Origin of the sequence: Gordonia crocea (assembly GCF_009932435.1) — a bacterium.
GTDB classification, from domain to species: Bacteria; Actinomycetota; Actinomycetes; order Mycobacteriales; family Mycobacteriaceae; genus Gordonia; species Gordonia crocea.
Genome location: NZ_BJOU01000001.1, coordinates 1,123,509 through 1,138,243 on the forward strand (window position 1 = coordinate 1,123,509; position 14,735 = coordinate 1,138,243).

Below are 14,735 nucleotides of genomic sequence, written 5' to 3' on the forward strand. Positions count from 1 at the left end.
CCATTCCGTGCCACGATGGGCCCATGCGCCGTGCTTTCGCCCAAGTGGACGTGTTCGCCGACCGGCCCGTCGCCGGCAATCCGGTCGCCGTCGTGCGCGACGGGGACGGTCTCGACGACGCGTCGATGGCCGCCTTCGCGCGGTGGACCAACCTGTCGGAGACCACCTTTCTCCAGACGCCGTCCGTCCCGGGGGCCGATTTCCGGTTGCGGATCTTCACCCCCGGCGGCGAATTGCCGTTCGCCGGGCACCCGACGCTGGGGTCGGTGCACGCCTGGCTCGAGGGCGGCGGGGTCCCCGCCGGGGCGGCCGTCGTCGTGGAATGCGGAATCGGCCCGGTCACCGTTCGCCGGGATTCGCGGGGGCTCGCCTTCGCCGCGCCCGAGTTGCGCCGCACCGGCGCGGTCGACTTCCCGACCCTCGTCGAGATCGGCACCGCGCTCGGGCTGGCGCCGGACGAGATCGTCGAGGCGGCGTGGGTGGACAACGGACCGCCGTGGATCGGGTTGCTCCTCGACTCGGGCCGACGGGTGCTCGACGTCGAACCAGATTTCGCGGCCTTGGGATCGCACATGGTCGGCCTCGTCGGGCCCTATGCCGAGGCGGATCGCGATGGGGTGGCGATCGAGGTCCGGGCCTTCGCCCCGGGTGTCGGGGTGCCCGAGGACCCGGTGACCGGCAGCCTCAACGCCGGGTTGGCCCGGTGGCTGCGGGCGTCGGGGCGACTGCCGGCCGAGTACACCGCCGCGCAGGGCACGGCGATCGGCCGCGCCGGGCGGGTGCGGGTCGTCGACGACGGCACCGACATCTGGATCGGGGGCGGCACCGTCACCGTCATCGAGGGCACGGTCGACCTGTAGCGCGAGCGCTGTGAGACGGTGGACCGGTGAGCAAGAAGAACCAGCGCCGTGAACCGCCGCCGGACCCGGCCCCGCTGCCCGGGCTGGTCGATGCGCACACCCACCTCGCCGCCTGCGGCGGCCGGTCCGCCGAGGCGGTGGCGGCGATCCTCGACCATGCCGAAGCGGTCGGGGTGGGCCGGGTGGTGACTGTTGCCGACGACATGGTCGATGCGCGCTGGGCGGTTGATGCCGCGACGTGGGATGAGCGGTGCTATGCCGCGGTCGCGCTGCACCCGATGCACGCGGGTGACCTGGACGACGAGGCCAAGGCCGAGTTGGAGCAGATGGCGCGCCACGACCGGGTCGTCGCGGTCGGCGAGACCGGCCTGGACTATTACTGGCCGTCGCGGTCGGCGGACTGCGCGGCGCCGCAGGTGCAGGCGAGTGCCTTCGCCTGGCACATCGATCTGGCCAAGCGGGTCGGCAAACCGCTCATGATCCACAACCGGGAGGCCGACCGCGCCCTGCTCGACATCCTCGCCGCCGAGGGCTCGCCGGAGACGGTGATCATGCACTGCTTCTCCGGCGACGAGGCGGTGGCGCGCGAATGCGTCGACCGCGGGTACCTGTTGAGCTTTTCCGGCACGGTCACCTTCACCAATGCGGCCGAGTTGCAGCGGGCCGCCCTCGTCGTCCCCGACGAGCAGCTCCTCGTCGAGACCGACGCGCCGTTCCTCACGCCGCACCCGTACCGGGGTGCGCGGAACGAGTCGTACTGCCTGCCCTATACCGCGCGTTTCCTGGCCGATCTGCGGGGGACTCCCGAGGCCCAGATGGCCGCGGTTCTGGGCGCAAACGCCCGTCGCGTGTACCGCATCGGATAGCCGGATTTGCCCTCCCACCTGCGAAACCTTCATGAGCGGGTGGCCGTAAAGTCGCCGGTTCGATACCATTTCGTGATGTGCCCGCTGCCCCGGGGTGCCCCGACAGGCGGCGCCCAGGCATCAGAAGGACATCAGAAGTACCGCCCGACAGCCTTACCGAACGACTGAGCAGGACCCCATCGATGACGCATAACGTGACCCGTCACCAGACGGCGCCGGCGACCCCGCCCGCCCTCACCACCCTCAACAAGTCGACCTCGTTGACCCCGCGAATCGCCATCGGAGCGGTGCTGGCCACCCTTGCCGCCGGTGGCGTCGTGGGTCTCGCCTCGCACAAGACGGTGACCCTCGACGTCGACGGCCAGTCGCGGACCGTCTCGACGATGGCGATGTCGGTGGACTCGGTGCTGCGCGGCCAGGGCTACTCGCCGGTCAACGCCGACGTCGTCATCCCGGCCGGTGATACCAAGCTGCGCGACGGGCAGACCGTCACCTTCAAGCGGCACAAGCAGGTCACCCTCGACGTCGACGGCCAGAAGCGCGCCGTGACGACGACCGCGACCACCGTCGACGAGCTGCTGGCCGAGCAGAAGCTGGCCAACTGGTCGGCGGCCACCGATTTGACCTCGCTGCCGCTGCAGGGTGCCGTCATCAAGGTGGACAAGCCGGTACCGGTCACCCTCACCGACGGAACCGTGACCTGGCGCCCGGAGATCGGCGCGCGCACCGTCGGCGAACTGCTGGCCAAGACCGGCAAGCCGCTGGTCTCGACCGACAAGGTCGTTCCGGCCGCCGACACCCCGGTGACCAAGGACATGAAGGTCAAGGTCACCCGCATCCGCACCGTCGAGTCGACGCGGGTGGAGGCGGTGGCGCCGCCGGAGATCGCCAAGAAGGACGCCAACCTGGTCCGCGACCGCAAGGTCGTCGAGAAGCCCGGCAAGCCGGGCCAGGCCCGGGTCACCTACACGGTGACCGTGGTCAACGGCAAGGAAGTCAAGCGCATCAAGCGGGATTCGCAAACCCTCGTCCAGCCCGTCGCATCGACCGTGCGCGTCGGCACCAAGCCGGGTGCGCCGTTTGTGCCGCCGGGGTCGGTCTGGGATGCCCTCGCGCAGTGTGAGGCGACCGGCAACTGGGCCATCAACACCGGCAACGGGTTCTACGGCGGTGTCCAGTTCGACTACGGCACCTGGCTGCGCCACGGTGGCGGCAAGTACGCCCCGCGTGCCGACCTGGCCACCCGCGAGGAGCAGATCGAGATCGCCAAGAAGACCCTGGCCGCACAGGGCTGGGGTGCGTGGCCGGCCTGCTCGTCACGGCTGGGCCTGCGCTGACTACCGACCCTCTGCCGCGACTGCTGGGCCCGGCCCAGATCCGCGAACTCGCCGCCGAGTTGGGGGTCCGCCCCACCAAAACCCTCGGGCAGAACTTCGTCCATGACGCCAACACGGTGCGCCGAATCGTGGCCACCGCCGGTGTCGACGCCGACGACCGCGTGCTGGAGGTCGGCCCCGGGCTGGGTTCGCTGACCCTGGCGCTGCTCGGTGCCGCCGGTTCGGTCGAGGCCGTCGAGATCGACCCGGTGCTGGCCGCCCGGTTGCCGCAGACCATCGCCGACTACGCGCCCGCTCAGCAGGGCGATTTCACCGTCCTCACCGCCGACGCGCTGCGTATCAGCGCCGGGGACCTGTCAGGGGAACCGACCGCGCTGGTGGCCAACCTGCCCTACAACGTCGCGGTCCCGGTGCTGCTGCACCTGATGTCGGAGGTCGACTCGCTGCGCACCGCGCTCGTGATGGTGCAGGCCGAGGTGGCCGACCGGCTGGCCGCCGAACCGGGTGGGCGCGTGTACGGCGTGCCCAGCGTCAAGGCCCGCTATTTCGGCCGGGTCTCGCGCGCGGGGGCGGTGGGCCGCAACGTGTTCTGGCCCGAACCCAAGGTCGAGTCCGGGTTGGTGCGGATCGACCGCACCGACGACTACCCGCGCGACCGCGAGGCTCGGCGCCGCGTCTTCGGGGTGATCGACGCCGCGTTCGCGCAACGGCGCAAGACGCTGCGCGCCGCGCTGGCCGGCTGGGCCGGTTCGCCCGCCGCTGCCGAGGAACGGTTGCGCGCGGCCGGGATCGACCCGTCGGCGCGGGGTGAGCGCCTCGGGATCGCCGACTTCGTCGCGTTGGCGCAAACTGCACTACCCTGACCTCTCGTGGCTTTCAAACCCCGCGATCTCTCCGATTCGGTGACCGTGCGCGCCGCGGCGAAGATCAACCTCCACCTGGGTGTGGGGGCGGCGCGGCCCGACGGCTACCACGAGCTGACCACCGTTTTTCAAGCCGTGTCCCTGTTTGACGAGGTCACCGTGCGACCCGCCGGTGCCGTGTCGGTGGTGACGCGCGGGGAGGGCGCCGACCAGGTACCCGACGATCCCGCACAGAACCTCGCGGCGCGTGCCGCGGTCCGCGTCGCACCCGATTCACCCGTCGCCATCGAGATCGACAAGGCGATCCCCGTCGCCGGCGGGATGGCCGGCGGCAGCGCGGATGCGGCGGCCGCACTGCTCGCCTGTTCCCGGCTTTTCGACGTCGGGTGGGGCGGTGAGGAGTTGGTGGCCGCGGCCGCCGATCTCGGGTCGGACGTGCCGTTCGCGCTCCACGGCGGTACCGCGCTGGGGACCGGGCGCGGCGAGCGCCTCAGCCCGGTGCTGTCGCGCGGCGAGTACCACTGGGTCTTGGCGATCGCGAAAACCGGGCTGTCGACGCCGACGGTGTTCGCCGAGCTCGACCGGCTGCGCGCCAAGGACGGCGTCGACGACGAGTCGTCACCGCCACCGGACGAACTGTTGCGCGCCCTGGCGTCGGGCGATGTCGAGCGGGTCGCATCGCTCCTGCACAACGACCTGCAGCCCGCGGCCCTGTCGCTGCAGCCGACGCTGCGCCGCACCTTGCGCGCCGGGGCCGACGCCGGTGCGTTGGCCGGTGTCGTCTCGGGGTCGGGCCCCACTTGCGCCTTCCTCTGTGGCGACGAGGAGTCGGCGGTGCGGGTGGCTGCCGAGCTGGCCGGCGGTGGCGTGGCCAAGGCCGTGCGGACCGCGCGCGGCCCGGTTCCCGGTGCCCGGGTGATCTGAACCGGCTCATCGCAAGTGCCGGTGGCCCCGGTCGATAGGCTGGACTCCATGCGTATTGCCACAGTCCTCCTCGGCGCGGCCCTCGCGACCACGGCGTTGCCGACGACGGTGTTGCCGACGACGGTGTTGCCGACGACGGTGTTGCCGACTGCCGCGGCCGCTCCGGCCACCGGTACAGTCCTCGAGCAGTCGGCGGTACCCGCCGCCGATCTGCCGTCGGGAGCGGTTCGGGGCGTCAAAGTGCTGTACGCGACGCGCGACGAGAACGGTCGGCCGGCGCGCAGCACCGGCGTCGTCTACTACCCGCGCGGGACCGCCCCCGCGGGCGGCTGGAAGGTCGTGTCCTGGGCGCACGGGACGAGCGGCATCTCCGCCCCGTGCGCGCCCAGCGGACGGCCCGGGAAATTCCACGACGCGAACCAGCCGACGATTGCCGGTGCGCTGCGCCGCGGATACGTGGTGACTGCCAGCGACTACATCGGTCTCGGCGGCGGCGGCACAGCCGAGTATCTCGGTGGCCGCTCGGTCGCTTACAACGTGATCGACATGGTGCGCGCCGCTCGCGGGATCGATCCGGCGATCGGCCGTCGGTGGGTGTCGCTCGGGCATTCCCAGGGCGGCCACGCCGCGTTGTGGGCCGCCCGGGTCGCGCCGCGCTACGCACCGGAACTGCCGGTACTCGGGACCGTCGCGTTGGCGCCGGTCAGCCAGATCACGACGATCGTGCCGGCCATGCAGGATCCCCACGTCCCCGATTTCGGTGCTTTCAACCAGCTCTCGGTGTTCGGGCTCTACGTGCTCAGCGGACTCGACCACGCCCGTCCGGAGGTGCACGCGCAGCGGTTGCTCACCCCGGCCGGCCGATACTGGTTGGCCCAGGCCCGCACCACGTGTCTCGATGGACTCGGGGCCCGGATGCGGTCGGTCACCCCCGGATCGTTGTACGCCAGGGCGGCGACCAGTTCGCCGTCGTATATGTCGGCACTGGCCCGATACGGCGATATTCCGGCGACCGGCTTCACCCGGCCGGTTCGGCTGCAGCAAGGGCTGACCGACTACGTGGTCACGCCGGCCGCCACGGCTGTGCTGGAGGGCCAGTTACGACGCGGCGGTGCCGCGGTCTCGATGGGTGTGTATCCGGGTGACCACATGGGGGTGACGCGGCAGTCGCTCGCGGACACCATGGCTACCGTCGCGCGGTACTTCCGGTGACGGCCCCGGCCAACCCGGTCCTGATCAACGCCGAGAAGATCAGCAAGAGTTTCGGCATCAAACCCTTGCTCGCCGAGGTGAGCGTCGGAGTCCACGCCGGGCAGCGCATCGGTGTCGTCGGGCTCAACGGCGGCGGGAAGACGACGCTGCTGGAGATCCTTGCCGGTATCACCGAGCCCGACGACGGGCGGGTGTCGCGGGCGAAGTCGGCGCGCGCGGCGACGGTGACCCAGCGCGGCGAGCTGCCGCCCGAGGCGACGGTCGCGGAGGTCGTCGTCGGGTCGCTGGGGGTTGCCGAGCACGAGTGGGCCGGCGATCCGCGTATCCGTGACGTGCTGTCCGGGATCGGTGTCGCCGATTTGCTGGACCGCCGCACCGGTGAATTGTCCGGCGGCCAGCGCCGCCGCGTCGCGCTGGCGGCCGCCTTGGTGGCCGATGCCAACGTGCTCGTCCTCGACGAGCCCACCAACCACCTCGACATCGAAGGCGTCGAGTGGTTGGCACGGCATCTGGTCTCGCGCGGGGACGCCGTCGTCGTCGTGACCCACGACCGGTGGTTTCTCGATACCGTCGCTCAGCGCACGTGGGAGGTCCATGGCGGCACCGTGGACGAGTACGACGGCGGGTACAACGATTGGGTCTTCGCCCGCGCCGAACGCACCCGGCTGGCCGATGCCGCCGAGGAGCGCCGGCGCAACCTGGCGCGCAAGGAATTGGCCTGGCTGCGGCGCGGTCCGCCGGCCCGGACGTCGAAGCCGAAGTATCGGATCGAGGCGGCCGAGCGGCTCATCGCCGATGTGCCGCCGCCGCGCGACACCGTCACCCTGTCGGCCTTCGCCAAACGCCGCCTGGGTCGGGTCGCCATCGAGTTGGAAGACGCCCATCTGAGTACCCCGCCGGCCGCGGACGGATCGTCGACGGTCCTCCTTGACGGATTGACCTGGCGACTGGCGCCGGGGGAGCGGATCGGCCTGGTCGGCGTCAACGGTTCCGGCAAGACCACGCTGCTGCGCGCGTTGGCCGGCGAGGTCCCGGTGGCACCCGGTCGGCGGATCGAGGGCAAGACGGTGTCCATCGGATGGCTCCGCCAGGAACTCGACGATCTCGATCCGGATCAGCGGGTCCTCGACGCGGTCGAGGAGGTGGCCACGCGGATGATGGTCGGCGACAAGGAGTTGTCCGCGAGTCAACTGGCCGAGCGCTTGGGCTTCTCGCCGGCGCGGCAGCGGACACCGGTCGGGGACCTGTCCGGCGGCGAGCGACGGCGCCTGCAGCTGACCCGGGTGCTGATGGCCGAGCCGAATGTCCTGTTGCTCGACGAGCCGACCAACGACCTCGACATCGACACCCTGCAGCAGGTGGAGGACCTCCTCGACGGGTGGGCGGGTACGCTCGTGGTGATCAGCCACGACCGCTACCTGATCGAGCGGATCTGCGACTCGACGTGGGCGTTATTCGGCGACGGGAAGTTGACGAACCTTCCGCGCGGCATCGAGCAGTACCTCCAGCAGCGCCAAGAGCTGATCGCCGGTGCCGGCCCGACGGCTGCGGCGTCGGCGAAGGCGCCAGCGACAGCGGCGGTTAAGGCAGCGGCTAAGGCGGGGGCACAGCCGAAGACCTCGTCGGCTGAGCATCGGGAGGCGCGCAAGGCGATGGGCCGTCTCGAGCGCCAGATCGACAAGCTCGCTGCACGGGAGGCGCAGTTGCACGCCGATCTGGTTGACGCCGCCACCGATCCGGCGCGTCTGGTGGAGCTCGACGCCGAACTCAAGCGAGTTGTTGCCGAGAAAGACCAGGCCGAGGCCGAGTGGCTGGCCGCGGCCGAGGCCGTCGAAGACCTGGGCTGAGGGGCCGGTATGAAGTTCTCAAGGTACGTGTGTGGCCCGGGGGCCGAAGGTGCTGCGCTGGTTTGAAATCGCTGGGTCGAGATGTCAGGCCGCGGCCGGGGTTAGGCGGCGGCGTGGTTGGCGAGGGTGAGGGTGCGTCGGTTGTGGCAGCGGATCCAGTCACCTCCTTCGGGACTCTGGAACCAGGGGTGGCCGTCGAAGCCGATTTGGATGTTCCAGCCTTTGCCGTGGATGTAGGTGTGGTGGTGCAGCGAGCACAGCAGGACGGTGTTTTTGAGGTTTGTCTCGCCGCCGTCGGCCCAGTGCTGAATATGGTGGCCTTCACAGCAGGCTGGTGGTCTGCCGCAGCCGGGGAATTGGCATCCGCCGTCGCGTGCTTCTAACGCGCGGCGGAGGGTGCCGGTGACGAATCGTTGGGTGCGTTTGGCATCTAACGGCACCGAGTCCGCAGTGATCAGCGCGGCGACTTCAGCACTGCCGCAGGCGATTTCCCGTGCGGTGTCCGCTGATACCGATCCGGTGAATCCCAGCCGTGCGGCGTGAGCCTCGCCTAGAGGGCTGTCGGGTACCAGGACAGGCAAGGGCGCGGTCATGGTGATGTGCGGGACGATTCCGCCCACCGTCGGGCGATTCCGTGATGCCAGGTAGCTGCTGATCACGCTGACCAGGGCGTCGGCGGTGCGTTGGGCCCGGGGACGCGGATCGGGGGAGCCGTCGGGTGCCGGGATGGGCTTCGCCAGGGCATCCAGGGCGGTGTGGAGTTTCTCGCCGGACAGCTGATCCAGATCAGCTTCGAGGGCCACACGCCCTTCATCAGTCCGGCTGATCGTTGCTTGGTTCAACGACGGATTGTCTGCCGGTGGGGTGGAGGGCGGATCCAGCGGCGCCAACTCGTGGCCCAGTTCGCGGGCTTTCTCGATGACTTGGGCGGGCTGATCAATCCGCGCATGTGCCAACAGTGTGGTGGCGGTCTTCTCCCGTACCTCGTCGAAACCGGTTGGGCCGATGCGGGTGGCGATGTGGTCGAGACCGCGGATCACCGCATCCGCATGCTCGACGGTGAGGTCGCCGTCGCGGACGTCACGCACCACGTTCGGCAGATCATCCAGATGCTGGGCCAACCGGGCCACCCGGTTGACGGTGGACGGTGCCAACGGCAATTCCCGCAACAGGTCCCGGCCGTTCTTCAACCGGTGCCGTACCGGGATGCCGATGGCCTCGGCGCGAGCTGTCGCGGCGGCCAAGAGATAGGAGGCGATGTTGCCCATCCGGACCGCGGTGACCATCACCCCCAACACGGCCTTGTCGTCGACGATCTCTTCCGCTGACGCCAACAAGGCACCCAGGCCGGCCCCGGATGCGACCGCAGTCGGCGCCAAATCATCGGCCAGTTCGGTGACGAATGTGGCGAGTTCGTCGTGGTTCATGTGGCCCCCCCAGATCCAGGTTCGCATCGTGTGGTGCAAACTCGGATTAGAAACTGTGTACTGATGTCCTTCTATTTACACCTACACTAGATCAGGGGTCTGACAACCGCGGATTGGCAGTTTGACCTGCAGATATGACGAGGCGGGGCCTCGTCGGAAGAAGTGCGGTCAGACCTCTTCGTTGGGCACCCAGTCGAACGTCGCCGGGTCCGGGCCGATCCGGCGACCTTGGTCGAGCGCGTCGATCGCGGCGATATCGTCGGCACCCAGCTTCAGGTCTTGTGCGGCGAAGTTCTCCCGGATTCGGGCCGCACTCGACGCCTTGGGGAAGACGATGTCGCCGCGGTGCAGGTGCCAGGCGAGCACCACCGCAGACACCGGCCGGTCGAGCCGTTCCGCGATGGCTGCGAGCGCCGGATCGTCGAAGACCTGTCCCTGCGCGAGGGGCGACCACGCCTCGGTGGCGATTCCGAGGTCGGCGTCGACCGACCGCAACGCGGTCTGCGAGAGGTAGGGATGGACCTCGATCTGGTTCACGACCGGCACGATCGACGCGGAAGCGACCACCCGGCGCAGGTTCTCCTCGGTGAAACTGGAAACCCCGATCGACCGGGCCTTCCCGGTGCCGCGGATCTCTTCGAGGGCATGCCAGGTGTCGACGTAGTCGATGTCGATCATCGGTAGCGGCCAGTGGATGAGGAAGAGGTCGACGTAGTCGAGCCCGAGGCGCTCCAGGGAGTCGTCGATCGAGGCGATCGCCCGGTCGGGGGCGTGATTGTTGTTGTTCAGCTTGGTGGTGATGTAGATGTCCTCGCGGGCCAATCCGCTCGTTGCGATGGCCCGGCCGACGCCGGACTCGTTGCCGTACATCTGGGCCGTGTCGATGTGGCGGTAGCCCGCTTCGAAGGCCTCGGCCACCCGGGGGGTTGCCTCGGCGTCGGGGATCTGCCAGGTGCCGAATCCGAACTGGGGGATGGACGTGCCGTCGTTCAGGGTGATCGTGGTCATTTGGCCAACGGTACGCGCCGGTCCACCCCGACGCGGTCGAGGAATCCTTCGTCGTGGGAGACCAGCAACAGGGCGCCGCGCCACTGCGCCAAGGCATCGGCCAGCACCTCGACGGTGTCGATGTCGAGGTTGTTGGTGGGCTCGTCGAGGATCAGCAGCATCGGCGGCGGATCGGCGACGAGGCCGATGGCCAGCGCGGCCCGCAAGCGTTGCCCGCCCGAGAGCGTGTGGATCGGTTGGGCGCCCGCGTCGCCCCGCAGGCCCAAGCGGGCGAGGGAGGCGTGGAGTGCCTCCGCGGAGGCCTCGGGTACCGCGTCCCGTGCCGCGCCGGCCACCGTTTCCTGTTCGTCGGGGAAGCTGATCGTTTGGGGCACATAGCAGTACGGGACCGCGATGGCAGCGGACGCGACCAGGTCGCGCAGCATCGTCGACTTTCCCGAGCCGTTGGGTCCGGTGATCGCGACCCGTTCGGGTCCGTCCATCCGCAGCCGGTCGTCGATGACGACTTGGCGCCGGGCGGGCACCTCGACCGGCGGCAGCGAGATCACGGCGTGCCGGTCCTTGCGGATGGCATCGCCGGCGTGGGCGAGCCGTTCCTTGGCCGCCCCGAAGTCGTCGCGGTGGGCGTTCGCGAGCTTTCCGGCCGACACCTGGGCGGCATTGCGGCGCAGACCGCCGACGATTTTCGGGACCCGCTTCTCCTCCTGCGCCTTGCGCGCCGTGCGGGCGCGGTGGGCCAGTTTGGTTTGGGCCTGGGCGAGTTCGCGCTGCTGCTTGGCCAGATCGCCGCTGGCGTTGGCGACGGCGGCTTCGGCCGCCTCCTGCTCGGCGTCGATGGCCTCGCGGTAATGCGAGTAGGGGCCGCCGAAGGCGCGCAGCTGCACCGGGGCGCCGGGCCGCGGCCGGTACAACTCCATGGTGGTGTCGACCAACTCCAGCAGTTCCAGGTCGTGGCTGATGACGACGGCACAGCGGCCCGACGTTCCGGCGAAGCCGCCGAGGGCTTCGAACAGCAGGCCGCGGGCCCGACGGTCCAGGTTGTTGGTCGGTTCGTCGAGCAGCAACACCGACGGGCGCTGTCGCAGACACCCGGCGAGGGCGACGAGGGTGCCCTCGCCGCCGGACAATTCGGCGATCGGGCGGTCCAACGCCACGTCGGGCAGGCCGAGCGCGTCGAGTTCGGCTCGGGCGCGTTCGGCGATGTCCCAGTCGTCACCGACCGCGTCGAAGTCGGCCGCGGCGACCGACCCGCCTTCGATCCGCGCCAATGCCGCCAGCGTCGCGCTGATGCCCATCAGGTCGGCGACCCTCGCCGAGGGATCGGCCGCGGGGGTCTGGTCGAGTCGCGCGACGGTCCCGACGGTGCTGATCGAACCGGCGGTCGGACGCAGGTCGCCGGTGATCAGCCGCAGCAGCGTCGTCTTGCCGACGCCGTTGGCGCCGACGAGCGAACTCAGGCCGGTGGGGATGGTTGCGGTCAGGCCGGTGAAGACGGGGGAGCCGTCCGGCCAGGCGAAGTCCACGCCGGAGGCGGTGACCCCCGCGATCGGCTGGGCGGCGGAGGAGGGAGGAGTGGGGGGAATAGACATCGGTGCCGACCAGGCTAGGTGGTCTCGAGGCGGCCGTACAGCGAATATTGCCGGGTGCACCAGACAAGGTTTCAGTGCACAGATGTACACTCGAACCATGACGACGTTAGACCGGCGCACCGAGGTGCGCGCCTTGTCCGAACTCGGGCTGACCGAACTCGGCAAGGCCTCCGCGGGGATCCACGACACCCACCGAGCCGTCTCCGACCGGATCTTCGCCGCGGTGCGGTGGGGTGTGGGCCCGGTATCGGCCCCGGTCAAGGCCGTGCACGACGTCATCACCGACAGCGTCTACCGGATCGTCGGCGAGTCGATGACGATCGCCGGTTCGGTCGGCGGACGGGTCGGCGACTTGCCGCTGCAGCGCCCGCCGTCGACGACCAAGACCGGCGCCGCGATCATCGCCGCCGTGAACGGGGTGATCGGCGACGAACTCGACGCGCGCCAGTCACCCCTCGCCGAGGCGATGTCCCTCCGCGTCGACGGGGTGGCGGTCGAGCCGACTGCCGACGCGCTGGCGCGGGCCTACCCGGGGGCCACCGGGCGGATCGTCGTGGCCGTGCACGGGCTGGTCGAGACCGAATACTCCTGGGCGATCGGCGAATCCGAACCCTACGGGCCACGGCTCGCACGCGAGGGCGTCACCACCGTCTTCCTGCGCTACAACACCGGCCGCCACATCTCCACGAACGGCCGCGACCTCGCCGAACTCCTCGACGAGGTGGTGCGCCGCTGGCCGGTGCCGGTGGAGTCGATCGGCCTGCTCGGCCATTCGATGGGCGGGCTGGTGGCGCGCAGCGCCGCCCACTACGGCCGGGCCGCCGGCCACAGCTGGGTCCACATGGTGACCGCCAGCGTCAGCCTCGGGACACCGCACCTCGGCGCCCCGCTCGAAGGAATCGCCCACCACGGCAGCGCGGCCCTCATGCGGCTGCCGGAGACCAGGGCCTTCGGCAGGCTGTTGCGCCGTCGCAGCGGCGGAATCCGGGATCTGCGCGGCGGGTCGATCGTCGACGAGGACTGGACTGGGCGGGACCCCGACGACCTGGCGCGCGCCGTCGCCGCCGAGGTCGAGCTACTCCCGGGCGCCGAGCACTACTTCGTCTCCGCGACCGTCACCGCGAACCCGCGAAACCCGTTGTCGCGCATCATCGGCGACGGGCTGGTGCTGCACCACAGTGCGAGCGGCGACACCGTCACCCGTCGTATCGGCTTCGCGCCCGCCAACGGGCTGCACCTGGGCAAGTCGCACCATTTCACCCTGCTCAACGACGAGCGGGTGGCCGACAAACTCGTCGACTGGTTCGGACCGGACGAGGCGCCGACGGCCTCGGATCAACCGCCGAACAGCAGCCACAGCCCGGTGAAGGTGTAGCCGACCATCAGCAGCATCAGCGCCAGCTGACCGGTGAGGTGGCGGCGGCGCGGAAGGATGCGCAGTGCCGCGTCGTGCGCGGCCACGACGGCGAGCAGATGCCCGACGATGATGGCCGCGACGGCCAGCACCGACAAGGCGGTCGGATGGTCGGTGAACGGGGTCCACATGGCCGGTGTGCCGAGCCCCACGGCCTTGAGCCAGGAGTGGAGGACGACCTGACCGTCCTCGACGAAATACTTCGCGTAGTGCGCAACGAGGTAGCCCACCGCGATGGGGATCAGCGTGTGCGCCATCTCCCCGGGGATGGCCCGCCGCTGTGCGGGGGTCACGCCGCCGGTGGCCATCGTGGCGAGGCAGAAGGTCGCGCCCACGCCCAGGATGAACGCCGCCAGGATCGCGGTGCGCGCCGGGATACCGACCGCGCTGTGGGTGGCCGACCAGGCGTCGAACGCGGTTGATCCCAGCAAGACCGCGATGACCGCCACCGCCCCCGGCCAGGTGCCGTAGTCCGACAGCCCGCGCAAGGGGTTGCGCAGCACCAGCATCCGCGTCGACCGATCCCGTCCGAGCGGGCTCAACGTCGCAATGGTGGCGCTGTAGACCTCGAACGGCTCGGCGCGGGAGAACCAAGTGTCCCCGAAGACGACCGCGCCCACCGCGGTGATCACCAGGTAGGCGGCACACCACCACGCGACGGCGCCGAAGCCCTTCTCGACGACGGCGAGCTCGAGCCAGACGAAGGCGAACAGGCCGGCCGCCGCGGGCCAGCGTCCCAGCCATTGTGGGTAGTCGAGCAGGCCGCGCCGGGGAGGCCGCCCCACCGCCGCCGACCCCCACCGGTGCAGGGTGCGCACCGGCGACAGGAACCGCCCGACCGGGCCGAACAGCAGCGACGTCGGGACCAACCCGGCCCACAGCCAGATGAAGAAGGCCCCGACCAGCGGGTTGTCGTGCTCGTCGCGGGCGAGGAACCCGGTGGTCACGGCGCCGACCGCGACAGCGATGCCGAGCACCCCCAGTGCGGTGCGCAGGACGGGGGAATCGGCCAGCCGGGTCAGCCCGGGGAGAACGGCCACGTGCTTGTCCGGGCCCAGCCGCGGCGACTTCCAGGCGAAGGCGAGCACCAGGAAGGAGATCGCCAGCGCCCACGACCCGCCGATCAGCGCATAGGTGATGTCCACCGGGAACGCCGCGGCCTCGCCGGTCCCGTGGGCCAGCAGTTGCGTCACCACCGGTCCTCGTCGCGCTCGGACTCGGGCAGCTCATCCTCGTCGAGGAAAGCGCCCTCCTCCTCGCGGTCGGCCTCGTCGCGGCGCCGGTCGCGCAGCACCATCGTCACGATGACGGCGACGACGATGAAAGCCGGGACGAAAGCCGGGATCGCGGTGACGACCGAGTGGTCGGCCAGGTAGACCGGGTCCATC

At 70.2% G+C, this 14,735-nt stretch carries 13 protein-coding genes; 8 read left to right on the plus strand and 5 right to left on the minus strand.

The annotated features are described in order from the left end of the window. The first annotated feature begins 23 nt into the window (after positions 1–23). The 7 genes from nbrcactino_RS05340 (at position 24) to nbrcactino_RS05370 (ending at position 7,909) form a co-directional block, all read left to right on the plus strand. Entirely contained in the window at positions 24–860 is an 837-nt protein-coding gene (locus tag nbrcactino_RS05340) for a PhzF family phenazine biosynthesis protein (RefSeq protein ID WP_161926417.1), read from the plus strand. Between the two features lie 26 nt (positions 861–886). Then, a complete protein-coding gene (locus tag nbrcactino_RS05345) occupies positions 887–1,726 on the plus strand; it encodes a TatD family hydrolase (protein WP_161926418.1) in 840 nt (279 codons plus the stop codon). Positions 1,727–1,908: 182 nt separating this feature from the next. After that, entirely contained in the window at positions 1,909–3,063 is a 1,155-nt protein-coding gene (locus nbrcactino_RS05350) for a resuscitation-promoting factor (RefSeq protein ID WP_161926419.1), read from the plus strand. Beyond that, entirely contained in the window at positions 3,027–3,926 is a 900-nt protein-coding gene (gene rsmA, locus nbrcactino_RS05355) for a 16S rRNA (adenine(1518)-N(6)/adenine(1519)-N(6))-dimethyltransferase RsmA (protein ID WP_161926420.1), read from the plus strand. The genes nbrcactino_RS05350 and rsmA overlap by 37 nt, the downstream gene beginning before the upstream one ends. Before the next feature lie 6 nt (positions 3,927–3,932). Then, on the plus strand, positions 3,933–4,850 hold the full coding sequence (locus tag nbrcactino_RS05360; protein WP_161926421.1) for a 4-(cytidine 5'-diphospho)-2-C-methyl-D-erythritol kinase: 918 nt from the start codon (positions 3,933–3,935) through the stop codon (positions 4,848–4,850). A gap of 48 nt (positions 4,851–4,898) precedes the next feature. Continuing rightward, on the plus strand, positions 4,899–6,062 hold the full coding sequence (locus nbrcactino_RS05365) for a lipase family protein (protein ID WP_161926422.1): 1,164 nt from the start codon (positions 4,899–4,901) through the stop codon (positions 6,060–6,062). Beyond that, positions 6,059–7,909 carry an ABC-F family ATP-binding cassette domain-containing protein gene (locus nbrcactino_RS05370; protein WP_161926423.1) on the plus strand — a complete coding sequence of 617 codons (1,851 nt, stop codon included), beginning with the start codon at positions 6,059–6,061 and terminating at the stop codon, positions 7,907–7,909. The genes nbrcactino_RS05365 and nbrcactino_RS05370 overlap by 4 nt, the downstream gene beginning before the upstream one ends. A 101-nt stretch (positions 7,910–8,010) precedes the next feature. Here nbrcactino_RS05370 and nbrcactino_RS05375 read toward each other — a convergent pair whose 3' ends face one another. From nbrcactino_RS05375 to nbrcactino_RS05385, 3 genes are all read right to left on the minus strand, one after another. Further along, positions 8,011–9,336 (minus strand): HNH endonuclease signature motif containing protein, encoded by a 1,326-nt coding sequence (locus tag nbrcactino_RS05375; protein WP_161926424.1) that lies wholly within the window; start codon positions 9,334–9,336, stop codon positions 8,011–8,013. A 168-nt stretch (positions 9,337–9,504) separates the two neighbouring features. After that, positions 9,505–10,344 (minus strand): aldo/keto reductase, encoded by an 840-nt coding sequence (locus nbrcactino_RS05380; protein ID WP_161926425.1) that lies wholly within the window; start codon positions 10,342–10,344, stop codon positions 9,505–9,507. Continuing rightward, on the minus strand, positions 10,341–11,933 hold the full coding sequence (locus tag nbrcactino_RS05385) for an ATP-binding cassette domain-containing protein (protein ID WP_161926426.1): 1,593 nt from the start codon (positions 11,931–11,933) through the stop codon (positions 10,341–10,343). The genes nbrcactino_RS05380 and nbrcactino_RS05385 overlap by 4 nt, the downstream gene beginning before the upstream one ends. A gap of 97 nt (positions 11,934–12,030) precedes the next feature. Here nbrcactino_RS05385 and nbrcactino_RS05390 point away from each other — a divergent pair, with 97 nt between their 5' ends. Further along, positions 12,031–13,308 (plus strand): PGAP1-like alpha/beta domain-containing protein, encoded by a 1,278-nt coding sequence (locus nbrcactino_RS05390; RefSeq protein ID WP_161926427.1) that lies wholly within the window; start codon positions 12,031–12,033, stop codon positions 13,306–13,308. Here nbrcactino_RS05390 and nbrcactino_RS05395 read toward each other — a convergent pair. After that, positions 13,269–14,543, minus strand: a complete 1,275-nt coding sequence (locus tag nbrcactino_RS05395; protein ID WP_371864482.1) for a hypothetical protein — start codon at positions 14,541–14,543, stop codon at positions 13,269–13,271. The two genes, nbrcactino_RS05390 and nbrcactino_RS05395, sit on opposite strands and share 40 nt — an antisense overlap. Beyond that, a complete protein-coding gene (locus tag nbrcactino_RS05400) occupies positions 14,537–14,734 on the minus strand; it encodes a hypothetical protein (RefSeq protein WP_161926428.1) in 198 nt (65 codons plus the stop codon). The genes nbrcactino_RS05395 and nbrcactino_RS05400 overlap by 7 nt, the downstream gene beginning before the upstream one ends. Position 14,735: the final 1 nt, after the last annotated feature.